We start from the raw sequence: 25500 nt of genomic DNA on the forward strand, positions 1-25500 counted from the left end.
TCACCCTTTTTTGATTAGCCTGCTGGTCGAACGGAGAGCCGATATATCCGCTGCTCCAATGCCGAACATGGCGGCACGCAGCTCGAACTCAATCCGTTCAAACTGCTCCAGCAGCTGTTCCACGGACAATGCGGCATCTGCGACGGCCGCTCTTGGAAGCAGTGTTCGTCCGAAGCCCGCAAGCTCCGCGCCAAGCGCAAGAGCCTTGGCAGCGTCAACCCCGTTCTTCAGACCGCCGCTTGCAAGAACAGACAGCTGAGGCAATCTTGCTCGAATGGCAGCAACGCTGGCCGCCGTCGGTATCCCCCAGTCCATAAAGGCTTCCGCCGCCTCGCGCTGAATGGGGTTGTGCGTACGGTATCTCTCCACCTGGCTCCATGACGTTCCGCCGGCACCTGCCGCATCGATAAACGATACTCCCGCCTCGCTCAGTCTCATAGCGGTCTCGCCGTCGATCCCCCAGCCAACCTCCTTCACTCCTACCGGCACAGAGAGGCTGGCGCATACCTCCTCCACTCGCTTCAGCAAGCCGGCGAAGTTCGTATCGCCTTCCGGCTGGAATACCTCCTGCATCCCGTTCAGGTGCAGCACCAGCGCATTGGCCTCTGCCAGATCGACAGCCCTCCTGCAGGCGTCCGGACCAAAGCCGTAATTCAGCTGAACCGCGCCGATATTGGCAATAACGGGTATGGTCGGCGCCTCCTTCCTGATGCGGAAGGTTGCGGCAAGCTCCTCATGCTCAATCGCCGCACGCATGGAGCCCAGTCCCAGAACCCAGCCCCTCTCCTCAGCCGCGGTGCCGAGCCGACGATTAATGGCTCCGGCTTCGTCTGTGCCGCCCGTCATCGAGCTGACGAGCAGAGGAGTGCGTACGGATAGCCCGAGCCATTCCGTATCCAGTCGAATATCCCGGAACGACAGCTCCGGTAGCGCGTTGTGGACGAAACGGTACTCCTCGAAGCCCGTGGACACATCCCTGCCGCTCACGTTCTCCTCCAAGCAGATCCGAATATGCTCGCCTTTGCGCTTGGCTGTTTCCCCTATATGTTCAAGCTGTTCGCTCATTTGTGTGACCTCCTGCTCCCCGTCCCAGAACGGTTGCTCCTTAACGAAACAAGCATAACATAATTTACCGCAAAATGCTCTTGTACGCATGGCGGCCAGACAAAAGCAGCATGCTATGAAGGACAACCATTTTATGATTGTAATATTCATTAATATGATTTTATCAATCAAAAATATTGTGTAATTCGACGTAATCAAGTACACTTAATGCATAGGAATGAACATCTTATCGTAGCAATCGATTCCGATTATCCGCCAATAGGGCAACCAGGAGGAAGCTTATGGAACTCAAAATATTTGATACATCAGATCAGCTTGATCAATACGCCGCAGAGCTGTTCACCAAGCTCATTAACGAAAAACCTAAAGCCGTGCTGGGTCTCGCCACAGGATCGACACCGATCGGCATCTATGACAAAATAGTAGATAACTACAATCTCAACAAATTGAGCTTCAGCGGCGTCACGACCTATAATCTTGACGAATATGTCGGCCTGACGCCTGACAACGATCAAAGCTACGCCTACTATATGAACCGCCATCTGTTCTCTCGCGTCGATATTCCAGCCAGCCAGACACATTTGCCAAATGGCATGGCCCCGGATCCCCAAGCGGAATGCGCCCGTTATGACGCCCTGCTGAACGAGCATCCCGCGGATATCCAATTGCTCGGCCTCGGCCATAACGGCCACATCGGCTTCAACGAGCCGGATGGCGAGCTGTCTGCCGGCACTCATGTCGTCAAGCTCAAGGAGGAGACGCGCGAGGCGAATGCCCGCTTCTTCGCTTCCATGGATGAGGTGCCGACAGAAGCCTATACGATGGGAGTAGGCTCCATATTGAAGGCGAATACGATTCTGCTGGTTGTGCGCGGCTCCGACAAAGCGAGTATCGTCAAGGAGGCGTTGACGGGACCTGTGACAACTCAGATTCCCGCATCGCTGCTGCAGACCCATCCGCGTGTCATCGTATTGCTTGATCGGGAAGCGGGAAGGATGCTGGATTAGATGACAGAGCAGGCTACGGCCACATGGACGATTCATAACGTGAATATCGTGCTGGAGGATCGAGTGATCCAGGGCAGCGTAACCGTGTCGAACGGCCGCATTGACAGCATTCTGGAGGATAGCGGGGAGCCCGCCGCTGACCCGCAGGCGAAGGAAGGCTGGCTGGACGGCAACGGAGGCTGGCTGCTGCCGGGATTTATCGACCTTCATGTACATGGCGGCTTCGGCGGGGACTTTATGTATGCGAACCGTGAAAGCTACGACCGAATAACAGGCTTCCATGCCTCCCAAGGCACAACAGCTATGCTGGCTACGACGATGACAGCTTCACGGGAAGCCATAGAAGCCGTGCTGGAGGCCGTCTCCGCTTATCAGCGGGATGGCATGCCTTACGCGCAATTGCTTGGCGTTCATCTGGAGGGTCCGTTCATTAGCGAGAAGTGGCCTGGCGCTCAAAATCCTGACTTTATTCGTGATCCCCAGCTGGAATGGCTGAAGAGCTGGCATAAGCAATATCCCGGGCTTCTCCGCTTGCTGACGCTTGCTCCAGAGAAGAACGGCTCCATCGAGACCATTCAATGGCTGAAGGAGCAAGGCATAATAGCGGCTGCCGGCCATACAGACGCCCTGTATGAGGATATGCGGGCTGCCGCGGACGCTGGGCTGACCCATGCCGTTCACACGTACAATGCGATGCGCGGGCTGCACCACAGAGAGCCTGGCACACTAGGCGCTGTCTTGACGGACGACCGGATCTACGCAGAGATCATTGCCGACGGCGAGCATGTGCATCCGGCAGCCATTGCGCTCCTGCTGGCGGCCAAGCCGCAGGACCGGGTCCTCATTATAACGGACGCTATAGAGGCGGCCGGTATGCCGGATGGCGAATATGAGCTGGGCGGACTCGCCGTTGTCGTGAAGAATGGCACAGCGAGACTTCGCGAGGGCAACGCGCTGGCAGGCAGCAGCCTGACTATGATTCGCGCAATTCGATACCTGCTTGCGAACACAGGACTGTCGATCGTAGACGTCAGCCGAATGGCCAGCGGCAATCCGGCAAGAGCGCTGGGCGTGATGGAGCATCGCGGCTCAATCGCTGTCGGCAAGGCTGCCGATCTTGTCCTGACGGATACGGAGCTCCAAGTGGAGCGCACCTGGTCAGGCGGAAGAAGCATTTTTAGCCGCTCATAGGCTATAGAGATAACTTATACTTTCTTATAATTGAACAAGAACCTCCCTTGCAGATGCAAGGGAGGTTCTTGTTCGTCATGTACAACGCACTGCTTACTCATTCGCAGCTTCTTAATCCGTAACAAACACCGATACATTGTGATGGTCCAGCTCCTCCGCGAGCTCACCCGACAATACGGAATCCGTAATGACAGCCTTGAGCTCAGACAGAGCAGCTATAGAAAACAAGGAGGTTCGATTCAGCTTGGTATGATCAAAAACCGCATACGTCTCATGCGAGCGCTTGATCAGCGCTTTGGCGATTTGCGCCTCTTGCTCGGAATAGCTGGATATGCCGCCCGTAGCCGAGATCCCGTCCACGCCGATGAACATCTTGCCGATATGGAGCTGCGCAACCATTCCTTCGCCCAGCGGACCGCAAAGCTCAAAGCTGTTGTGGCGCATAATGCCGCCCGTAACGACAACCTGAATCTGGCTGCCTGCCAGCTCCATGGCTATATTAACCGCGTTGGTGACGACGGTAATGCCCTTACGGGATTTCAGCAGCTTCGCCAGCAGAAAGTTGGTGGTGCCCCCGGACAGCCCGATGACATCTCCTTCGTGAATGAGCGTCGCCGCAAGCTGGGCGATTCTCTCCTTCTCCAGAATGGACAGGCCTTCTCTCTCGGCAAAGTGCAGCTCGCGCATCGTGCTCATTCCGTCATACATGGCGCCGCCTATCGTTCGAATAACGGGATAGACGCCCTCCATCTGCTCCAGATCCCTGCGCGCAGTCGCCTCAGAGCAGCCGAAGCGCTCTACCATCTCCGATATTGTAATTCGTCCCTGCTGCTTCAGCAGCTGCATAATCGCTTCCCGCCGGCGCTGTCCTTTGGACCCGCTCCCGTCGTTCATTAGCGCTCCACCCACGCTTTGGCCGACATGCGCTGCTCGACAACTTCCCAGTCTGGGAGAGCTTCCCAATCTCCACGCATCTGCACGACCAGCGAGCCGTTAATGCTGGCGAGGCGAACCGCCTCCACAGGCGTCATCCCCTTCATAATCCCCGCCAAGAAGCCTGCTCCAAAGCCGTCTCCAGCGCCCACCGTATCGACAACCTGCTCTGCAGGATAGAACGGCACGGACGTCTCCTGATCCCCGTCCAGAACAACCGTGGCGTCTCCCATACCCTTGACAACCGTAACCGCCTTAAGCTCGTTCAGGCGGCTCTTGACCGTCTCGTAATCATCGGTATCGTACAGCAGCTTCAGCTCGTCCCAGCCCGGCAGGAAATAGTCCGCGTCGGCTGCCAATGGAAGCAGCGTCTCCCGCGCTTCCTCGATCGACCATAGCTTCAGGCGAAGATTGGGATCGAAGCTGATCTTTACGCCGGCTTCCTTGGCAATGTCCATAGCGCGGCGGACTGTTCTCCGTCCATCCTCGCTGATGGCGCAGGTAATGCCCGTTACATGCAGGAGCTTCGCCCCTCTTATGTAATCCTCATCAAGCTCCTCCGCCTTCATGCGGCTTGCGGCCGAGCCCTTGCGGAAATAATGTACGGCGAGTCTGCCCGCCACATGCTCGCGGAACATCATGCCCGTAGGCGCTTCGCCGCTAAGCTTGACGCGCGATACGTCTACGCCCTCTCCTCGCAGCGCTTTCAAGATCAGCTTGCCGAATGGATCATTGCCAAGCGCGCCGAACCAGCCGACCGAGACGCCAAGTCTGGCAAGGCCTATGGCCACATTGCTTTCGGCTCCGCCGAAGCTTTGCTCCAGCTTGGATGCCCGTTCGATCGCTTTGTGCTCCTCCGGCATAAACAGAGCCATCGTCTCTCCGAACGTTATAATATGAGGTGATACGTCACGCACAACTTCGTCCCCCTAATATGATCTCTTATACTTCTACCTTATAAATAGGATTTACCATCAAATAAATAACCACCACAAACAGCACCATAATGATCATGCTCATGATCTTCGCTTTGTTAATGTGCGCCGTTGCGCTTTGTCCCGCTTCAATCGACTGGACGACCAGCTTGAGCGGCTTCGTCATAATGCCGCCCAGCGCGGCAATACCCAGGAACAGCAGCGTCACGATAATCATCCATACAACCGCATATTCGCCTTGCGCCATCAAGTAGCCGCCAGTCAGCAGCTGCACCACAAGAAAGTATTGCGCGATCCGGTTCGCAGACAGCAAGCCCTTGGCCAGCCCTGCCTGTCCCGTCCCGTCAGCCTTGCTGGCTCCAGCGAGCATAATGGGCAGCACAATATAGAATCCCATCCCCGCAGCTCCTAGCACGTGCAACAATAGCATAGCTTCAAACATCGTTAAATTCCTCCCGTTTACAAATGCCATATGGTTACTATATTCAGTAGTTTATCAGAAACCGAGCTATTTTCAAATGAACAAAAAAGGAACAAGCTTCCGCGCACCCGTGCTTAGGCAATCAGCCCTGCATGCCATGCTTGGCCATAACGCCATGAATGGCAAAATAAGACACCTCGGAGGGCAGCTCGTCCTTAATGGGCCGAAGCTTCTCCGCGCCCACCTTCTCAATGGCCGCAAGGATGAGCGCCTCTTGACCGCTTGGAATGATTCGGTCCCAATCCACCTCGTTGCCTTCTCCTGCGGCCCGGATAATATGCCCTTCGACCGTCACCTGGCCAACTCCTCTGTGACTGGCAATCTCCGCCGGCTCCATGCCTTGTTGAAAGAGCTCCAGCGACTGCAAGTGGCTGGGCAGCTCCGACTGCTCTGCGCCCAGCTTCGTGGAGGAAGGTGGTGCTGGCTTGGGGACAGAAGCGGAGTAGCCGCCCCCAGTGCCTCTGTCATCCTGGGACGCATGCTCCGACACAATAGCGGCAATGGTCTCTCCGTATTTCTGCGCCTTCGCGGTTCCGATTCCCTTCACGGACAGGAGCTCGTCCACCGTAACCGGCTTCGCATTCGCAATATCTCTTAACGTCGCATCGAAAAAAATCATAAACGGCGGCACGCCTTCCGCCGCCGCAGCCTCTCTCCGCCATAGCTTCAGCGCTTCGAACAGCGGAGAAGCATGAGACGCCGCCTCGCTTCCCGACTGTCTGACGGCGGCTCTTACTCGCTGGGATATGGCCGTCTTCCCTTCAAGGACAGGCAGCGCGTTAGCTGTCAGCGATACGGTTGGATATTGACCTTCGCTCAGGCGCATGTACCCTTCCGCCACGAGCCAATACAGCCAGTCGGCAATTTCCTTTTCCGGCAAATTCCGCATCAGACCGTAGGTAGAGAGCCGGTCCAGCCCAAATTCAAGCAGGCGCTTGTCTCTGGAGCCCTTAAGCACCTTAGCAACCATTGTCACGCCGAATCTGCCCTTCATGCGACCTACGCACGACAGGGCCATCTTGGCTTCCTGCGTACGGTCCACGGCTTCGCTTTTGTCCAGACAGCTGCTGCATTTGCCGCAGGCCGCCACATCGGATTCGCCAAAATAATCGACGATGAATTGCTGCAGGCATCGCTGGGTCCGGCTGTAGTTCATCATCATATGCAGCTTGGACATGCCAATGGACTTGCGCTCAGCATCACCGGCCCCTTGCTCAATCAGAAACCGCTGCACCTGCATATCAGCCGGCTCGAAGAGCAGCACGCAGTCGCTCTCCTCTCCATCGCGGCCAGCCCTGCCCGCCTCCTGGTAATACGACTCCAGATCCCCGGGCATCTGCCAATGCAGGACGAATCGAACATTCGGTTTATCGATCCCCATGCCGAAGGCATTGGTGGCGACCATGACCCGGATATGGTCGAAGCGGAATTTCTCCTGGGTCTCCGCCCGCTCCGTGTCCGATAAGCCGCCATGATATTTGCCCGCCTCGATGCCCATCTGCTGCAGCATCCCGCATACCTGCTCGACCTCCTTGCGAGTCGCCGCGTACACGATACCGGACTGCTGCTCTCTCTCCTTCAGGAATCGCTGCAGGAACCTCTTTTTGTCCACTCCGCTCACAACGGCTAACGAAAGATTGGGACGGGCAAACCCCGTCACAAAGCGGCGCGGCTCGTTCAGCTTCAGCATGGCCTCAATGTCGTCGGCCACCTCCTCCGTCGCTGTCGCTGTAAAGGCCGCCACCAGCGGCCGGTTCGGCATTCTGCCGATCCAGCCTGCCAGCTGGCGGTAGCTCGGCCGGAAATCATGTCCCCATTGCGATACGCAGTGAGCCTCGTCTATCGCAATTAGCGGAATATGCAGCTGCTCTGACAACGACTGGAACATGGGGGCGTCAAGCCGCTCAGGCGCTATATACAGCAGCTTGTATTCGCCTTGCATCGCCCCGCGAAGCACCTCGCGATATTCTCCCGCGCTAAGCGAGCTGTTCAGGAAGGCGGCGGACACGCCTACACGCCTCAGGCTGTCCACCTGATCCTTCATAAGCGAGATGAGCGGGGATATGACCAGCGTCGTGCCCGGCAGCAGCAGCGCCGGAATTTGATAGCATATCGACTTGCCGCCGCCAGTGGGCAGAATAGCAAGCGTATCATGTCCTTCCACGATGCCCTCGATAATAGCCTCCTGGCCTTTGCGGAAGGAATCGTATCCGTATATCTCCTTCAGCAGCCGTCTAGCTTTCTCCATATGGGGAGCTGCCTCCTTTGTATGAGAAAGGACCCTGGCAGTATGTCTGTCAGGGTCCTCCTGTCTATCTATCTACTATAAAATATAGTCGTCAGACCGGCATTAGCTGCCAGCTGTTACGACTTGGATAACGTTGCGCACGGACTGTGCCGACTTGTCGAGTGCCGCTTGCTCATCGGCTGTCAGCTCCAGCTCGATTACCTTCTCGATGCCGTCTCCGCCGATAATGGCAGGGACGCCCATAAACAGATGCTCGTAACCGTATTCGCCTTCCAAATAAGCGATGACTGGCAGTATTCTCTTCTTGTCCTTCAGCACCGCCTCGGTCATCTGAACCAGAGAAGCTGCCGGAGCGTAATAAGCGCTGCCGTTGCCCAACAGGTTGACGATTTCGCCGCCGCCAACTCTGGCGCGCTGCACGATCGCTTCGATGCGGTCAGCTGGAATCAGCTTCTCGACCGGAATGCCCGCTACATTGGAATACCGTACGAGCGGCACCATATCATCCCCATGGCCGCCCAGCACAAACCCTCGAACATCCTCTACCGATACGTTCAGCTCCTGCGCGATAAAGGTGCAGTAGCGTGCCGTATCCAATACGCCGGATTGGCCGATGACACGATGTTTCGGGAAGCCTAGCGCCTGGAAAGCGACATAGGTCATGGCGTCTACCGGATTGCTCAGAATGATGACATAAGCGTCCGGACTGGTTGCTTTGATGCTCTCGCAGACGGAGCGAACAATTCCCGCGTTGGTGTTCACCAGATCATCCCGGCTCATGCCCGGCTTTCTGGCAACCCCGGCTGTAATGATGACAACGTCAGAAGCCCTGGTGTCCTCGTAGCTCGATGTGCCGGTTATTCGGGCATCCACGCCCATCACTGGAGTCGCCTCCAGCATATCAAGCGCTTTACCTTTTGTGGGATTCTCCAGCGGCGCAATATCGACAAGCACAATGTCGCCAAGCTCCTTCTGAGCCAGCATCAGCGCCGTAGTCGCCCCGGTAAAGCCCGCCCCAACAACCGTAATCTTCTTACGCGTAATAGCCATCCCAATTGCCTCCCATCGATTCATTGATTCAATCGCGATGAAGCCAATCCTTCCGCCATGCCTACACGTCCGTGTTTTCTCCGTTCTTTATGCCCATGTTTTTTCACCTAAAATCTAAGAAGCCACGCTCCTCTGTTACTCCGACGTTCTTCAGGCGGGTGTCCAGAGGGGCGCAGCCCCTTGGGGCCCTCCCTTGGAAGGGAGGATTTGGGTGGGTTCGAATAAAGGATGTTCAAAAAGCCCACTTTTGATCACGAAGCTTCACAGGAAGCCGTCTCGACATCGAATATCGAATTCAGCCGGAAAAAGCGTATGCTTACGAAGTGTGTTTCCTCCGGAAACACTGGAGGTGCTCACGTAGCTTCCACTACGCTCCGCTCCTCACTTCCTAGCTTCATCCGATCTTCTCGGTGCTGAAAACTGACCTTTTTGAACTCGCATTTCTAACTGTATGTGGGTACTACATGTTTTTAATGATTTCGTCAGCGAACGCCGAGCACTTCACTTCTGTTGCGCCTTCCATCAGACGGGCGAAGTCGTACGTTACTGTTTTGTTGTTGATCGATGCTTCCATACCTTTGTAGATCAGGTCAGCCGCTTCTTGCCAGCCCAGGTGCTCCAGCATCATTACGCCGGACAGGATCACGGAGCCAGGATTTACAACGTCTTTGTCCGCATACTTCGGCGCAGTGCCGTGAGTGGCTTCGAAGATCGCGTGGCCAGTCAGGTAGTTAATGTTAGCGCCTGGAGCAATGCCGATGCCGCCTACTTGCGCAGCCAGAGCGTCGGACAGGTAGTCGCCGTTCAGGTTCAGCGTAGCGATAACGTCAAAGTCAGTTGGACGAGTCAGAACCTGCTGCAGCGCGATATCCGCAATTGCGTCCTTCACGATGATTTTGCCAGCAGCTTCAGCTTCAGCCTGAGCTTTGTTCGCAGCGTCCACGCCTTCTGCTTCTTTGATGCGGTCATATTGACCCCAAGTGAACGTTTGCTCCGCAAATTCCTGCTCAGCCACTTCGTAGCCCCAGTTTTTGAACGCGCCTTCTGTAAATTTCATGATGTTGCCTTTGTGTACCAGTGTAACCGATTTTCTGCCGTGCTTGATCGCGTATTCGATCGCAGCGCGAGCCAGACGCTTCGAGCCCTCGGAGGATACTGGCTTGATGCCGATACCAGACGTTTCAGGGAAACGAATCTTTTTAACGCCCATCTCGTTCTGCAGGAACTCGATAACCTTCTTCACTTCCGCGGAGCCTTCCGCGTATTCGATGCCGGCATAGATGTCTTCCGTGTTCTCGCGGAAGATAACCATGTTCACAAGCTCAGGGCGTTTAACCGGGGAAGGCACGCCGTCGAAGTAACGAACAGGACGCAGGCAAGTGTACAGATCCAGCTCTTGGCGAAGTGCAACGTTCAGGGAACGGATGCCGCCGCCGATAGGCGTAGTCAGTGGGCCTTTGATCGCAACGATATATTCGCGGATAGCAGTCAGCGTATCGTTAGGCAGCCACTCGCCGTAAGCGTTGAACGCCTTTTCGCCGGCGAACACTTCATACCAAGCGATTTTTTTGGTGCCGTTGTAAGCTTTCTCAACAGCCGCATCAAGCACGCGTACGGATGCGCGCCAGATGTCGCGACCTGTTCCGTCGCCCTCGATGAAAGGAATGATCGGGTTGTTAGGTACTTGCAGCACCCCGTTGTCGATTGTAATTTGCTCGCCTTCTGTTGGAAGCGCGTATTTTTCGAATTGTGCCATGATAAATCCTCCTAAAGTTTTTTGTAGTGCAGCGTTTAGCTGCATGAGAAAAACTGCTTCGTAAGCGTTACTTTTTGTAGTGCAGCGTTCAGCTGCATGAGAAAAACTGCTTCGTAAGCGTTACTTTTTTGTAGTTGCAACGACTAGTTGCAAAAAAAAAACTGCTTCGTAAGCGTTGCACGCGACACCGATTCTATGTATCGCCGGACAGGGAAAGGAGAACAAGCTCGTCACTTGCCCTCTCCGTCATGCCTTGCAGTTGTTGTTAGCGTTGCTCGATTGGAATGTACTTGGCGTTTGCCGGACCTACATAATCCGCACGAGGGCGAATCAGGCGGTTGTCCTGGTATTGCTCCAGGATATGAGCGCTCCAGCCGGATACGCGGCTGATCGCGAAGATCGGCGTGAACAGGTCACGCGGAATTTCCAGAGCTGTGTACACCGAAGCGGAGTAGAAATCGACGTTCGGCTTGAGGCCCTTCTGGCCCGTTACAAGCTCCTCGATTTTCACCGACATCTCGTACAGCTCCATGTTGCCTGTCAGCTTGCCCAGCTCGCGGGACATCTTCTGAAGATGCTTCGCGCGAGGGTCGCCGTTTTTGTAGACGCGGTGGCCGAAGCCCATAATTTTCACTTTGTTCGCCAGCGCGTTGCTGATATAGCTCTCGACATTGGCGGAGGAGCCAATCTCCTCAAGCATCACCATAACGGCTTCGTTGGCGCCGCCATGCAGCGGGCCCTTGAGGGCACCGATTGCAGAGGTTACGCCGGAATAAATATCGGACAGCGTCGCTACCGTTACGCGAGCAGCGAACGTGGAAGCGTTCAGCTCGTGGTCCGCGTGCAGCACCAGCGCTTGGTCCAGCGCTTTCACCGCGACATCGGCAGGCTCTTTGCCCGTCAGCATATACAAGAAATTGTAGGCGATGGATACGCCTTTCTTCGGAGCTACCGGCTCTTTGCCTTCACGGATACGCGCGAAAGCAGCGATAACCGTTGGCAGCTGCGCTTGCAGCTTAATCGCTTTCAGCTGATTCGCTTCAGCAGTCATCTCGTTAGCCGACTCGTCGTACAAAGCCAGGCTGGATACTGCCGTACGGAGAGCCGCCATGGAATTTGTGCCTTTTGGATACAGCTTGATGCCGTCAAGCACTTGCTGCGGAACCTCAGCGTACTGATCCAGCTGCTTCTGAAGCCCGTCCAGCTCGGAACGATTAGGTAGCTTGCCGTACCACAGCAGATATGCAACTTCTTCGAAGGAAGCGTGCTCTGCAAGATCGTCAATGTTAATGCCGCGGTATGTCAAGACACCGTCGATGATAGAGCTGATGGAAGACGTAGCCGCAACAATTCCTTCCAGACCTTTAGTTGCTGTCATCGTTCTCTCTCCTTTATACTCGAAATAGTTCATGGATTGCTAATGGAAACGTTTTTGTAGCACTGTCTTTAATCATAAATGATTTTCCCAATGAAGCCAACAAATTCGGACATAAAAATGCTTTATCGGCATCATTGATTATTTGAATCGCTTATGTACGGCAAGCCTTATTCCCCCCTGAGAAATCGGCTAGCCCGACAGCTAATTATTCCACGCATATTGAGCGATTATACTTCGATTCAGAGCCATGATTATGGTAAAATGACGGGAAGACTACCGGCATCCACGGATCGCCGCACGGAGGTAACACATGACTGGACAACGCATAGGCATTATTGACATAGGCTCTAACTCCGTCAGGCTCGTCGTGTACGAAAGAACCGAGAACGGAGCCCATCGCGTAGTCGATGCCAGCAAGCGCTCCGCCAGGCTAAGCGGTCAAATTGACGACAGCGGCGCGCTTGCTGAGGGCGCCTTGGCGGAGCTCATAGACACATTGCGGCATTTCATGCGCATCTGCTCTCACCACGGTATTGTGCAGATCCGCGCGGTCGCGACGGCGGCCATCCGCAATGCGACGAACCGCGATGACATCCTGCAGCGGATCAAGGGAGACACCGGGCTTGTCATCGAGCTGCTATCCGGCACAGAAGAAGCCTCCTTCGGCTTCCTCGGCATGATTAACTCGCTGAACGTCACGGAAGGCTTCCTGATCGATATCGGCGGCGGCAGCACGGAGCTGTCCCTCTTCCGCGATCGCGAGCTCATACATTCCGTTTCGTTCCCGTTCGGCTGCGTCAGCCTGAACAAGAAATTTGATTCCCGAGAGCAGCTGTCGGACGACGCTCTGCGAGCAATTGAGAACATCGTGGCGGAAGCCGTTCGCTCCCATGCCTGGATCCGGGAAGCGCCAGGCCTGCCGCTAGTGGGAGTGGGCGGAACGGTCCGGGCGCTGGGCAAGGTGCATCAAGGCGTGCACCAGTATCCGTTCGCTCAGGCCCATAATTATGAAATCACGGAGGCCAGCGTCGACGAGCTGTTCCAGACGCTTCGCAGGCAGCCGCTGGACCGCAGACGCAAGACGCCGGGCTTGTCCAAGGACCGAGCGGACGTCATCGTCCCCGGCATCGCCGTTCTCCGCGCCATATACCGCACCGTACGAGCGAGCCATTATCTCGTATGCGGCGCAGGCCTGAGGGATGGGCTGTTCCATGCTACGCGGTTTCCGAACCGGCCGAAGCTGGACGATCCGCTTGCCTTCAGCCTCAAAAACATTGGCGCCTTGCATACGGAAGCGCCCCGCCAGCACGTCATGCAGGTGAACCGGCTCGCTCTGGAAATATTCGACGATCTGCAGCCCGTTCATCGGTTCGATGAACGCGCGAGAACGCTCCTGGACTGCGCCTCGCAGCTGCACCGTATTGGGGCCTCGATCGAATATTACGATTATGCCCGGCATACCTTCTATCTGATCCTCCACTCCCATTTGAACGGGCTGACGCATAAGGAGATCATATTGACGGCGTGCATCGCGTCCTTCAAGAGCAAAAGCAAGGTGAAAAATCAGCTTGCCGAATTCCGCACTCTTGTCAGCGACAACGATATCGAGCTGATCTGCAAGCTTGGACTGCTTCTGCAGCTGGCGGCGTCTCTGGACCGGAGCGAGACGCAGGCCATTGGCCAGCTGACCGTCCGCACCACCGAAACGCAGATGCTGATTCGTCCGCTTCAAACAAGAGGCTCCCTGGCGGTAGAGCGCAGGGAGCTCGAAGAAATTGCGCCCGATTTCAAGAAGCAGTGGGAGCTTGAGCCTGTGCTGCTATAGCTGCTTCCAACGGGGCACACATATCGTTAGGCATGGCCTTTCCACAGCTGGATCTTCTTCGCCTCGAACTGGCTGCGGAAGGGCGTTTCACTGCGGCTCGCAACCCGCTCATACAAGCCGCTGGGCTTCAGCTCGCGAGCCTTCACGTCATCCTCCAGATTCAGACGAAGCATATTGATCAGGATCATGCGCAGCCCCGGATCGAAGACCGGACACATCAGCTCAATCCGCTTCATCAGATTGCGCGTCATCCAGTCCGCGCTGGACAGATATACCTCTTCGTCTCCTCCGTTATAGAAGTACATCACTCTCGCATGCTCCAGATATCGGTCGACTATGCTGTAGACCTTAATATTCTCGCTGCGTCCCGGCACGCCCGGTCTCAGGCAGCAGACGCCTCTGACGATCAGATCAATCTTGACGCCCGACTGGGAAGCCTCATACAGCTTGTCGATCATGTCCTGATTGGACAATGAATTCATCTTCGCGATGATATGGGCCGTCCTGCCGGCAAGCGCATTCTCTCGTTCGCGATCGATCAATCGGAACAGCTTCTCCCGAAGGTCGGTCGGCGCCACGCCGAACGCTTTCCATTCATAGGGAGATGAATAGCCCGTCACCTCGTTAAATAATGCCGAGGCGTCGCCGCCGATAACGGGATGCGACGTGAACAAGCCGATATCCGTATACAACGTTGCCGTGTTGTCGTTGTAATTGCCTGTGCCCACATGAACGTACCGGCGCAGAGTGCCTTGCTCTCTTCTGACAACAAGCAATATCTTCGCGTGCGTCTTCAGACCAACCAGACCATAGACGACATGACAGCCCGCCTTCTCCAGCTGTCTCGCCCAGGCGATGTTACGCTCCTCGTCGAATCGAGCCTTCAGCTCTACAACAACCGTCACCTGCTTGCCGGCCTCCGCCGCCTTCGCAAGCGCCTGAACAAGCGCGGATTGACCGCTTACCCGGTACAGCGTCATTTTGATAGCGAGCACATCGGGATCGTAGGCGGCCTGCAGCACAAAGTCATTCACCGCATCAAAGGACTCATAAGGATGATACATCAGAACGTCTCTTTGCCTAATAACCTCGAACATGTCGTCACTGTCGTCGAATTCTCTCGGATATACCGGCTCCATCTTCTCATAGCGCAAATTGTCGTAGCCTGGCAGACTCCCGACAAACCGCATCAGAAAGCTGAGATCCAGAGGCCCGTCGATCTCGAACAAGTTGTCCTCAATTTCGAGCTCCTCGCGAAGCGTCTCCAGCGCAAAGGGATGCATCCCCTTGGCTACCTCCAGCCGGACCGGAATGCCCCATCTCCGTCTGCGAAGCTCTTTCTCGATCTCCTCCAGCAAATCCTCCGCGCCTTCTTCATTCAGCGTCAAGTCTGCGTTGCGGGTCAATCGGAAGGGATTAACCGCGAACGGTGTATAGCCATTAAATAATGTATCAATAAATTGCTCAATCACATCTTCCAGCAGCACAAACTCCTGCTTCTTGCTGTTTATTCGTCCCTGCACGGGCACGAACCGGGATAAAATCGAAGGGACCTGCACAATGGCGAACAGCGGCTCCTCTTCCTCAATAGCCTCATCGCGCTTCAGCAGCACCGCAAGGTACAGCTCCTTCGTATGGACGAGCGGGAATGGACGGCTCTGGTCCACCGCCATTGGCGTCAGCACCGGAAACACAATTTCGTGAAAATAATCCGAAATCGCCTTCTTCTGAGTGAGGTTCAGCTCTTCAACGGTACGAATGCAGATGCCTTCCTTGGCGAGGCATCTCACTACATCACGGTAGGAGCGGTACTGCTCGAACACCATGCCAGTCGCTCTTTTGATCAAACGTTTCCATAATCCCGCAGGCGTATAGCCGGTAAAATCCGTTTTGGTCAGGCCTGCCCGCATCTGATCCTGAATGCCCGCTACGCGAACGCTCATAAATTCATCCATGTTGCTTGATACGATGGACAAAAACTTTGCCCGTTCAAGCAGCGGATTCCGAGCATCCTGCGCTTCCTCAAGCACTCTGCGATTGAATTCAATCCAGCTTAAATCTCGATTCACATAAGGGGACAAGTACTTGGTCATTGGGGGTGCTCCTCCTACAGGGTAACGGGTCGTCCTTATTATGACAGCTTACTATTATTGCCATATTAACGAAATGTAAACACTGAGTAAATTTGTCTAAAATCGGCGAATGGTGAAGCTGCCATTTCTTATCCGTTTCTCAAGCCACTGTAACACCATATGTCGAAAAAAAGGGCGTGTGATGGGCAGCAGCAGCAGCAGGCCCAATATATCGCTGAAAAAACCCGGGGTCAGCAGCAGCAGGCCCCCCGCAAATACGATAACGCCGTCAATGATCGCTCTTCCAGGCATTTGGCCCGATTGAAGCTGAAGCTGCGCCTCCCGCCAAACTTTCCGGCCTTCGGCCCGGGCGAAATATGCGCCAAGCGCGCCCATCGCCACAATAATAAAAAACGTATTCCAGCCTCCAAGCCAATCTCCGATCTGGAGAATGCTCCACAGCTCAACGACAGGCACAATCAGAAACGCTGCCAGTAACCACTTATACATCCTATTCCTCCCTCCTCGTTCCACATGTCTGGAATTCCAAAGCGCCCGTCATCCCTCTCCGCATAGCACGGCATACAGCTCCGGCATGACCTTGTTCAGCCTGGCCGGCTGCCAGTCTGTATTCACCCACACATGCCGAGTACCGCCTTCCACCAAGGGCTCTCCCGGCAGGTCCTCGCCGAAGGCCACCTCTGTCTCCGCTGGAAGCTCCGTCACTCTTCTGACCTGTGACTGGAACGCGATTCGGAGCGGCGAACAGGACTCTATTCTTGTGCATACCACAACCAGATCGTCATACCTGGCGGGCGCGATATACTTGCAAGCCAGATCCACCACGGGAAGCAGCAAGCCCTTGCTTTCGATCGTTTTATAGTCATAGCCCGCTGCCCTTATCCATTCTGTACGTCCAATTTCGAACCACGTTACATAATTGCCATGAAAGACGACACCCATCTGATCCGTTTCCTGATATCTGACCCGAAGCGGATGCAGCCGCCAAGCTCCGTTCACCGTCATGCTACGCCTCCGCCTCCTTCTCTATTCGGTGAAATGGAATAAAAAGCGACGGTGACAATCACCATCGCTTTCCATTGTTAAGCCATCTGCTTATATATTAAAAAACTTTCGATTGTCCGGAGTAGATGAAGCCTGTCTCCGCATAAATCGTAACTTCCATGCCATCCTTCAGCTTGTCCGTCGCACCGGATACGCCAAGGATTACCGGAATGCTAAGGTTCAGGCCGCATACAGCCGCATGGCTCGTAATGCCGCCTTGCTCCGTAATGACCGCTCCCGCCTTCTCGAATGCAGGCATATATTCCCTGTCCGTCGATACAGCGACCAGAATGTCGCCTTGCTCCAGCTTAGCGATGGCTTCCTCCGGATTAAGGGCAACAACCAGCTTGCCTGTTACCGTCTGGCTGCCAATGCCTTGGCCCTTAGCGAGCAGCTCGCCAATATGGTGAATCTTGATCAGGTTAGTTGTGCCTGCTCGTCCCACCGGAACGCCAGCCGTGATAACGATTGTATCGCCAAGCGTAAGCAGGCCTGTGCTCATCGCGCCTTTGACGGCAATCTCGAACATCTCGTCTGTCGTATCCGCGTCAGTGCCTTGTACCGGGAATACGCCCCAGCCCAGCGCCAGGCGCTTCATAACCTTTGGATCCGTGGTTACGGCAATAATTGGAGCCTTCGGACGGTACTTAGACACCATACGCGCAGTGAAGCCGCTTTGAGTGGACGTCACGATCGCCTTCGCATTCAGATCCAGAGCGGAGTTCGCAACCGATTGGCTGACCGCTTCCGTAACGGAGGTCTGCTGGGCGTTGGCCTGCTTTGTGAAAATTTCACGATATTCCAGGGCGCTTTCGGCACGCTGAGCGATGCGGGACATCGTCTGCACGGATTCCACCGGGTATTTGCCGGCAGCCGTCTCACCGGAAAGCATGATCGCGTCAGTGCCGTCGAAGATCGCATTCGCCACGTCGCTCGCTTCCGCGCGAGTCGGACGAGGGTTGCGCTGCATGGAATCAAGCATTTGCGTAGCCGTAATAACCGGCTTGCCTGCACGATTACATTTCTTGATCATCATCTTCTGAACAAGCGGAACCTCTTCCGCTGGAATTTCCACGCCCAGGTCGCCGCGGGCAACCATGAGGCCGTCGGACACCTCCAGGATCTCATCCAGATTGTCTACGCCCTCCTGATTCTCGATCTTGGAGATAATCTGGATATGGCTGGCGTTATGCTTCTCCAGCAGCTCGCGAATTTCGAGAACGTCGCTCGCCTTGCGAACGAACGATGCCGCGATAAAGTCGACGCCTTGCTGAATGCCGAACACGATGTCGTTGGCATCCTTCTCCGTAATGCCAGGCAAAGAAATTTTGACTCCGGGCACATTGACGCCCTTCTTGCTTTTGATTGGACCGCTGTTGACGATGCGGCAGTGAATTTCCGTTCCTTCGATCGCTTCAACTGTCAATCCAATCAAGCCGTCGTCGATCAGGACGGTGGAGCCAACAGTCAGATCGTTAGGCAGATTGCTGTACGTGACTGGAATGCGCGTGCGGTCGCCCAGGATTTCTTCTGTGGTGAGCGTAATCGCGTCGCCTTGCACCAGCTCGATCGGCTCTTCCTTCAGCTTGCCAAGACGAATCTCTGGTCCCTTGGTATCGAGCAGAATCGCTACGGACGTGCCGAGCTCGGCGTTAGCCAGCCCGATATTCTTAATCCGGTTGCCGTGCTCCTCGAAATCTCCGTGGGAGAAGTTCAGACGTGCTACGTTCATTCCGGCCTGGATCAACTTCTTTGTGTTCTCCAGTGATTCGCTGGAAGGGCCGATTGTACAGACGATCTTTGTTTTGCGCATGATCAATATTCCTCCGTTTATTGCCTGAAATGTCTTCATTCATACTTATTTGAGAAAACCTGCAGCCTGTTGTCTTGCAAGCAAGGACGCAAAGGCAGGTCTTGTCGCCTGGTGAAACACGTCTTGTGACAGTCCTACAAGGAATGCAGCGTTGGCGCAGCCTCTTGGCCTTGGCTCTCCGCTTCAGCCGGGAGCGCACTGCCCTCTCCGTTCTCTGCCGCTTCGGCTTCGGCCATCTGGAAATAGCCGACCTTGCGGAACTTGCTATAGCGGTCTTCAATGAGCTGCTGGGGACTTAGCCCCTTCAGTTCCTGAAGATGCTTCCACAAGCCGTCCTTGATCTTCTCCGCTTGGAATTCCAGATCCCGATGCGCGCCGCCTTGCGGCTCCTCGATGATCTCCTCGATAATGCCGAATTCCAGCAGATCCTTCGCTGTAATCTTCATCGCCTCCGCAGCCTGATCGGCGCGGGAAGCGTCCTTCCACAGGATGGAGGCCGCGCCATTCGGAGAGATAGCCGAATAGATCGCATTCTCCAGCATAAGCACGCGGTTGCCAACGCCAAGCGCAAGCGCTCCGCCGCTGCCCCCTTCACCGATAACCACACAAATGATCGGCACGCCGAATGCGGCCATCTCCCTCAGGTTTCGCGCAATCGCTTCGGATTGTCCGCGCTCCTCGGCTGTATTGCCGGGATAGGCGCCCTTCGTGTCGATAAAGGTAATGATCGGCCGGCCAAACTTGTTGGCCTGCTGCATAAGCCGCAGCGCCTTGCGGAACCCCTCAGGGTGAGGGCTTCCGAAGAAGCGCGCGATATTGTCGCGCGTGTCCTTCCCGCGCTGATGGCCGATAACCGTCACCGGCACGCCATTCAGCTTGGCAAGTCCGCCTACAATAGCCAGATCGTCGGCGAACAGCCGATCGCCGTGAAGCTCCATAAAGTCCGTGAAGATCGTGCCTATGAAATCCAGCGACGTTGGACGCTGATGGTGACGGGCAAGATGCATCTTCTGGGCGGCAGTGAGCTCGTTGTAGAGCTCCTCCTCCAGCTGCCTGCAGCGCTCCTCCAGCCGGAGGATCTCCTCGGAGAAGTCGATGCCCTTGCCGACGCTCAGGCTTTTCAATTCCTTGATTTTCTGCCGAAGCTCAATAATGGGCTTCTCGAAAGGCAATTCATTCCCCATGGAGCTCATCCTCCTTCACGGCATGCATGTCCAGCAGCTTCGTGAGTGTAGCCTTCATATCCTTGCGGTGCACAACTTTGTCAAGCTGGCCATGCTGAAGGTTGAACTCCGCCGTCTGGAAGTTATCCGGAAGCTTCTGGCGAATCGTCTGCTCGATAACAATTCGGCCGGCGAACCCGATCAGTGCGCCAGGCTCGGCCAAATTGTAGTCGCCAAGACTCGCGAAGCTGGCGGATACGCCGCCTGTAGTAGGATCCGTGAATACGGATATGTACAAGCCGCCGGCACCCTGGAACTTTGCAAGCGCCGCGCTGGTCTTGGCCATCTGCATCAGGCTGAGAATGCTCTCCTGCATACGGGCGCCGCTGGAGGTGGAGAAGATAATCAGCGGAAGCTTCTTCTCATGAGCCGCCTCAATCGCTCTCGTAATCTTCTCTCCCGCGACAGAGCCCATGCTGCCCGTGAAGAAGTCGAAGCTCATGACCGCGACAACAACAGGGAAGCCTCCAATTCTGCCTTCGCCGGTCACGACGGAATCGCGAAGATTGGACTTCGCCTTCTGCCCCTCCAGCTTGCTGGCGTAGCCTGGGAAGTTCAACGGGTCGACGGACTCCATCGTAGCGTCGTACTCATGCAAATGCCCGTCATCAAGCGTCATCCCGATCCGTTCCCATGCGCTCAGCCGGTAATGATGCCCGCATGACGAGCATACCTTCAGGTTTTTCTCCAGCTCTTTGGAGTACTGAATGGTGCCGCACTTGGAGCACTTATTCATCAAGCCTTCGGGAATATCTCGCTTAGGGCGCTCCGAAGGGATGGTTGCATATTTTTTCTTCGAAAATAAGTCCTTAATTTGCACGTATGTGACACCTCTCAAGGCGCAATAGTGAATAGACGGCCGTCACGGACGGATGATGGAGTTGAATACTTCCTGCACTTCTTCCAACTCGCCTGACGGAACCAGAATTTCATATTGCTGTTTGGACAGATTGACGGGCCGGATCTTAACGAAAAAGCCTTCTTCAGTAAGCCGTTTCTTGATGTTCTCTGCCATTTTTGCTGTTGGTGCGATATAGATGACCGTCCACATCCTGGTACCTCCTGAAAAACCGCTTAAGCAAAGTGAACTCGCGCCGCGCAACATAAGCCGCTATGTATGAACCGATGCAGCGAATCCTCGCAGCCCGGTCCCTTGCCTAACGGGTACTCCCGCCAAAAGGCCATATGATGCAATATGATAACACAGCTAAGGCAATTCGGGCAAATGATATTGGATCGCCTTGGGGTCTCCATGCGCGATCCGGGCAGAAGCGGCGGCCGCCAGCCCCGCCACCAGATCGTCAAGAAAAACATGAATTTTTTCGCCCTTCACATTCAGCTGTCGAATAATGCCGGGCTTCATCTTGTCCAGATAGCCGAAGCTGGTAAGCCCGATCATGCCGTAGACGTTCGTTATGCCCAGCGCAAGCGTCTCGTCCACGCCGTACAAGGATTCATCACTCTCCATAATCGCCTGCAGCGGCTCCGGCAGCAGCTTCCTCTCCGCCAGCTCGTCTAACGCGATTCCCGTATACAGCACGTATTGCACTTCCCGCTTCTCCAGCACAGCCCGTACGCTGTCCCTGCACGCCTCCATCTCAAGATCCGCATTGTAAGGCCGCTGCAGGCTGTAGACGATTTCTGCGACATCCTCTATGGTTACGCCTCGCTTCTCCAGCCATTTCTCTATTCCGTTCACGGGCATCCTTCCTCTCGTGGGCTGCTTGTATCTCTATGCATATGCTCGTACAAGCCAATATGTGCATGGAATACTGTAATACCCGCGATCACACCGCTATTTCACAACAGCTGTCCCCGCTCCCAGCAGCCCCTCGATGCCCTGCCGCAGCGCCTCTGATCCATTCACACGATGACTGTCGCTCAGCGCAATCAGCTTGTTCTCCCGTTCATAGAACAGCACCGTATCAAGCGGCCCCGGCTGCGACAGCAGCAGACTCTTGAGCCGGCTGAGCACCTCCGGCTGCTCCTTGTCGGCCCTGATCTTGACGAACATGCGGCCTCTGGGCGGCACGCCGTCACGCGAAGCGGCAGGAGCCCGTTCAGGGGGCCGGGAAGCCTGCCTCGGGGGCGCTGCTCGATCCGCCCCGCCCTGCGGCGGCCTGCTGTAGGCTGTTCGGCTTCGTGCGCTTTGCCGCAGGCGCTTGACCTGGGCGGCCAAGGCTTCATCCGTCCCCTCAACCGGAACAGCATCCTCCACGAGCAGCTTGTAATCCTCGTCGCCATGCTGAACGGTGGCCTGGATGACAACAAGAGCATCCTTCTGGAGCCTTGCCTGCACCCTCTTCCAGACATTCGGGAAGACAACGGCTTCGACGCGCATGACGCGATCCTCCACCTCAAGGAAGGCCATCGCGTTGCCCTTCTTGTTCGTAAAAGGCTTCAGCCCCGCTATCATCACGCCGGCAACGGCAGCCGCCCCTTCCTCCGCGTCGCCCAGGTCAACCAGCCGGTCAAGTCCCAGCTGATCCAGCTGGTCTGCCGCCGCGTCGAGGGGATGGCCGGACAAATACATGCCGAGCAGCTCCCGCTCGAACTCCAGCTTCTGAGTCGTAGTGAACGGGCGAATGTCCGGCAGCTCGACATCCCAGTTCTGAACCTCCTCGAAGCCGAACATCTCGATCTGCAGCTCCTCCTTCTCCTTGCGCCATTTCACCGCGGCCTCAACCGTCTCCTCCAGGACGGCGAGCAGCTGCGCGCGATGGCCCGGCAAGGAGTCGAACGCTCCCGCCTGGATCAGCGATTCCAGCACCCGCTTGTTCACAACGCGGAGATCGACGCGCTTGCACAAGTCGAGCAGGCTCTCGTAGGGTCCTTGCTCCCGCTCCCGCAATATAGCGTCAATCGCCTGTGTGCCGACGTTCTTCACGGAGGCGAGCCCGAAGCGAACGGCACCCTCCACGGGGGTGAACGACACGCTGCTGCCGTTAATGTCCGGCGGCAGCACCTCGATGCCCATTCTGCGGCATTCATCGGCGTATTCCGCCGTCTTGCGCATATTGCCCGTTACGGAAGCCAGCATGGAGGCCATAAACGGAACGGGATAATGCGCCTTCAGCCAAGCCGTCTGGAACGCCAGCACGCCGTATGCCGCGGCATGCGCGCGCGGGAAGCCGTAATCGGCGAATCGAACGATCATATCGTAGACGCGGTTCGCCTCCGCTTCGCTGTAGCCCTGAGAGAGGCTCCCCCTGACGAAGTGCGCGCGCTCCTCGTCCAGCACCTCGCGCTTCTTCTTGGATACCGCCCTGCGCAGAAGATCGGCCTCGCCAAGAGAGAACCCCGCCATCAAGGAGGCGATCTGCATAATCTGCTCCTGGTAGACAATGATCCCATAGGTATCCTTCAGAATCGGCTCCAGCGATGGATGAGGATATTCCACGGCAAGCACGCCGTGCTTGCCCCCGATATATTTTGGAATAAATTCCATCGGCCCGGGGCGGTACAACGCCAGAACAGATACGATGTCCTCGAAGGTCGAAGGCTTCATCTCGCGGAGCACACGCCTGACGCCCGCCGACTCCAGCTGGAATATGCCGGTTGTCTCGCCTCTTCCCAGCATTGCGTACGTCTCGGAATCGGAATCGCTGACGCCGCGGAAATCGATGGCCTCGCCCGTCAGCTCCTTCACCCAAGCGATGGACCGCTCCAGTATAGAGAGTGTACGCAAGCCAAGGAAGTCCATCTTCAGCAGACCGACCGCCTCCAAGCTTTCCATGGCGTATTGCGTCAGCGGTATGGCTTCGCTCCCTCCCTGCAGCGGCACATAATGCGTAAGCGGCTCTTGCGAGATGACGACGCCCGCCGCATGAGTGGAGGCATGGCGCGGCATACCCTCCACCTTCAAGGCCATCTTCAGCATGGCGTCGGTCTTCGGCTGGCGCTCGCATGCCTCGCGCAGCTCGCCGCTTACCCGCAGCGCCTCCTCCAGCGTAATGCCGAGCTGGTTCGGAATGAGCTTGGCGGCGCGGTCCACCTCCTGGAAGGGCACATTCAGCGCTCTGCCTACATCTCTGACGGCAGCCTTCGCCGCCATCGTCCCGAAGGTGATAATCTGTGCGACATGCTCTTCGCCGTACTTGGCCGATACATACGCGATCACCTCGTCCCGTCGCTCGTCGTTGAAATCGATATCGATATCGGGCATCGACACGCGCTCCGGATTAAGGAAGCGCTCGAAGAGGAGCTTGTACTTCAGCGGATCGACATCTGTAATCCTCAGCGTATAAGCGACGAGGCTGCCTGCCGAGGAGCCCCTGCCAGGACCTGTCCGAATGCCCCGATCGTGGGCGAATGAAATGAAATCCCATACAATCAGGAAATAATCGCTGAACCCCATGCTTTCGATGACGGACAGCTCATAAGCGAGACGCTCCTCCGCGCGCGTACGGAAGCCGGCGTCCTCCCGCCATTCCGGGAGCGCCGCATATCTCTTCTGCAGGCCGTCCCGGCACAGCTCAGCTAGATATTGAGCGGAGCTTGCGCCTTGCGGCACGGGCCGGAATACCGGCAGCGCGGCGCGTCCCAGCGTCAGCTCCAGCTCGCATTTGTCCGCAATTTCGACCGTATTGGCGATCGCCTCCGGGGCATGGCGGAACAAAGCGGCCATCTCTTCCCCGCTTTTCAGATACAGCTGATCCGTGCTCATCCGCAGCCGATCCCCGTCCTCAACCGTTTTCCCCGTTCCGATACAGATGAGCACATCCTGCACCGCCGCGTCCTCCGGACGCAAATAATGTACATCATTGGTTGCGGCAAGCTTGATGCCGGTGCTGCCAGCCAGCTCAATCATGGCAGCGGACACCTTCTTCTGCTCCAGCATGCCATGGTCCTGCAGCTCCAGATAGAAATCGTCGCCGAATATGGCCCGATAGCGCAGCGCGGCTGCGAGGGCTTGATCGGGACGATCATACAGAAGATGCTGCGACACCTCGCCCTTCAGGCAGGAGCTTAGGCAGATCAAGCCTTCGGCGTGGGCGGCGAGCGATTCCATATCGATTCGCGGCTTGTAGTGATGCCCCTCCAGATGGCCGATGGAGACCAGCTTCATGAGATTGCGGTAGCCTGTCAGGCTTTTGGCCAGCAGGATCAGGTGATAGGTTGGATTGTCCTTGCGGGAGCCCTTCTCGAACCGGGAGCCCGCTGTCAAATAGAGCTCGCAGCCGATAATCGGCTTGATGCCCTGCGCCTGGCAAGCTCGATAGAACGGAATCGCGCCATACATGACGCCGTGATCCGTCAGCGCCAACGCGTTCATGCCCAGCTCTGCGGCTCTCGCTGCCAAATCCTTAATGCGAGCCGCTCCGTCCAGAAGACTGTATTCACTATGGGCATGCAAGTGAACGAATGGAATTGCTGGTCTGGCTGCAGCGTTCATGTCCTACACTCCCTTCCCTCGCTATCGTTACGGTCAAATGTAAAGTTAACGCTATTTTATCAT

The 25500-nt window shown here is 56.0% G+C and carries 20 protein-coding genes; 3 read left to right on the forward strand and 17 right to left on the reverse strand.

Annotated features, from left to right (window positions below):
• Positions 1 to 1065 carry a type 2 isopentenyl-diphosphate Delta-isomerase gene (fni, locus tag AB1S56_RS16870; RefSeq protein ID WP_340868053.1) on the reverse strand — a complete coding sequence of 355 codons (1065 nt, stop codon included), beginning with the start codon at positions 1063 to 1065 and terminating at the stop codon, positions 1 to 3.
• Between the two features lie 281 nt (positions 1066 to 1346).
• Here fni and nagB point away from each other — a divergent pair, with 281 nt between their 5' ends.
• Together nagB and nagA are read left to right on the forward strand one after the other, a co-directional pair.
• A complete protein-coding gene (nagB, locus tag AB1S56_RS16875) occupies positions 1347 to 2072 on the forward strand; it encodes a glucosamine-6-phosphate deaminase (RefSeq protein ID WP_340868055.1) in 726 nt (241 codons plus the stop codon).
• Complete coding sequence (gene nagA, locus AB1S56_RS16880; protein ID WP_340868058.1) at positions 2073 to 3263, forward strand: N-acetylglucosamine-6-phosphate deacetylase; 1191 nt, start codon at positions 2073 to 2075, stop codon at positions 3261 to 3263.
• A 111-nt stretch (positions 3264 to 3374) separates the two neighbouring features.
• On the opposite strand, the gene AB1S56_RS16885 is transcribed toward nagA, so the two are convergent.
• The 7 genes from AB1S56_RS16885 to citZ form a co-directional block, all read right to left on the reverse strand.
• Positions 3375 to 4157 carry a DeoR/GlpR family DNA-binding transcription regulator gene (locus AB1S56_RS16885; protein WP_340868060.1) on the reverse strand — a complete coding sequence of 261 codons (783 nt, stop codon included), beginning with the start codon at positions 4155 to 4157 and terminating at the stop codon, positions 3375 to 3377.
• The gene (locus AB1S56_RS16890) at positions 4157 to 5113 is read right to left on the reverse strand and encodes a sugar kinase (RefSeq protein WP_340868061.1); all 957 of its coding nucleotides are present in this window, start codon (positions 5111 to 5113) and stop codon (positions 4157 to 4159) included. Before AB1S56_RS16890 ends, AB1S56_RS16885 begins: the two co-directional genes overlap by 1 nt.
• Positions 5114 to 5138: 25 nt before the next feature.
• On the reverse strand, positions 5139 to 5528 hold the full coding sequence (locus AB1S56_RS16895) for a hypothetical protein (protein WP_340868063.1): 390 nt from the start codon (positions 5526 to 5528) through the stop codon (positions 5139 to 5141).
• 166 nt (positions 5529 to 5694) lie between these two features.
• On the reverse strand, positions 5695 to 7860 hold the full coding sequence (gene recQ, locus AB1S56_RS16900) for a DNA helicase RecQ (RefSeq protein WP_340868064.1): 2166 nt from the start codon (positions 7858 to 7860) through the stop codon (positions 5695 to 5697).
• Positions 7861 to 7962: 102 nt separating this feature from the next.
• Positions 7963 to 8910, reverse strand: coding sequence for a malate dehydrogenase (gene mdh / locus AB1S56_RS16905; protein WP_340868065.1), 948 nt, complete (start codon positions 8908 to 8910; stop codon positions 7963 to 7965).
• Between the two features lie 460 nt (positions 8911 to 9370).
• Entirely contained in the window at positions 9371 to 10666 is a 1296-nt protein-coding gene (icd, locus tag AB1S56_RS16910) for an NADP-dependent isocitrate dehydrogenase (RefSeq protein WP_340868066.1), read from the reverse strand.
• 265 nt (positions 10667 to 10931) lie between these two features.
• Positions 10932 to 12044, reverse strand: coding sequence for a citrate synthase (citZ, locus tag AB1S56_RS16915; protein ID WP_340868067.1), 1113 nt, complete (start codon positions 12042 to 12044; stop codon positions 10932 to 10934).
• 310 nt (positions 12045 to 12354) lie between these two features.
• Between citZ and AB1S56_RS16920 the strand changes: the two genes are divergently transcribed.
• Positions 12355 to 13869 carry a Ppx/GppA phosphatase family protein gene (locus tag AB1S56_RS16920; RefSeq protein WP_340868068.1) on the forward strand — a complete coding sequence of 505 codons (1515 nt, stop codon included), beginning with the start codon at positions 12355 to 12357 and terminating at the stop codon, positions 13867 to 13869.
• 26 nt (positions 13870 to 13895) lie between these two features.
• Here the strand turns inward: AB1S56_RS16920 and ppk1 are convergent, their stop codons facing one another.
• The 9 genes from ppk1 to AB1S56_RS16965 all read right to left on the reverse strand — a co-directional run bounded on the left by ppk1 (position 13896) and on the right by AB1S56_RS16965 (position 25437).
• The gene (gene ppk1 / locus AB1S56_RS16925) at positions 13896 to 15962 is read right to left on the reverse strand and encodes a polyphosphate kinase 1 (protein ID WP_340868069.1); all 2067 of its coding nucleotides are present in this window, start codon (positions 15960 to 15962) and stop codon (positions 13896 to 13898) included.
• Between the two features lie 96 nt (positions 15963 to 16058).
• Positions 16059 to 16451 carry an FxsA family protein gene (locus tag AB1S56_RS16930; RefSeq protein WP_340868070.1) on the reverse strand — a complete coding sequence of 131 codons (393 nt, stop codon included), beginning with the start codon at positions 16449 to 16451 and terminating at the stop codon, positions 16059 to 16061.
• Positions 16452 to 16499: 48 nt separating this feature from the next.
• Positions 16500 to 16967, reverse strand: coding sequence for a thioesterase family protein (locus AB1S56_RS16935; protein ID WP_340868072.1), 468 nt, complete (start codon positions 16965 to 16967; stop codon positions 16500 to 16502).
• Between the two features lie 97 nt (positions 16968 to 17064).
• Positions 17065 to 18819, reverse strand: a complete 1755-nt coding sequence (gene pyk, locus AB1S56_RS16940; protein WP_340868073.1) for a pyruvate kinase — start codon at positions 18817 to 18819, stop codon at positions 17065 to 17067.
• Positions 18820 to 18953: 134 nt separating this feature from the next.
• On the reverse strand, positions 18954 to 20003 hold the full coding sequence (locus AB1S56_RS16945) for an acetyl-CoA carboxylase carboxyltransferase subunit alpha (RefSeq protein WP_340868075.1): 1050 nt from the start codon (positions 20001 to 20003) through the stop codon (positions 18954 to 18956).
• Entirely contained in the window at positions 19993 to 20862 is an 870-nt protein-coding gene (gene accD / locus AB1S56_RS16950; RefSeq protein WP_340868076.1) for an acetyl-CoA carboxylase, carboxyltransferase subunit beta, read from the reverse strand. The genes AB1S56_RS16945 and accD overlap by 11 nt, the downstream gene beginning before the upstream one ends.
• Before the next feature lie 42 nt (positions 20863 to 20904).
• Positions 20905 to 21093: a glutamate decarboxylase gene (locus AB1S56_RS16955; protein WP_340868079.1), complete on the reverse strand. Its 189-nt coding sequence runs from the start codon at positions 21091 to 21093 to the stop codon at positions 20905 to 20907.
• Positions 21094 to 21249: 156 nt separating this feature from the next.
• Complete coding sequence (locus AB1S56_RS16960; protein WP_340868080.1) at positions 21250 to 21747, reverse strand: phosphatidylglycerophosphatase A; 498 nt, start codon at positions 21745 to 21747, stop codon at positions 21250 to 21252.
• A 90-nt stretch (positions 21748 to 21837) separates the two neighbouring features.
• Positions 21838 to 25437 (reverse strand): DNA polymerase III subunit alpha, encoded by a 3600-nt coding sequence (locus AB1S56_RS16965; protein ID WP_340868083.1) that lies wholly within the window; start codon positions 25435 to 25437, stop codon positions 21838 to 21840.
• Positions 25438 to 25500 lie beyond the last annotated feature (63 nt).

Origin of the sequence: Paenibacillus sp. PL2-23 (genome assembly GCF_040834005.1) — a bacterium.
Classification (GTDB): Bacteria; Bacillota; Bacilli; order Paenibacillales; family Paenibacillaceae; genus Pristimantibacillus.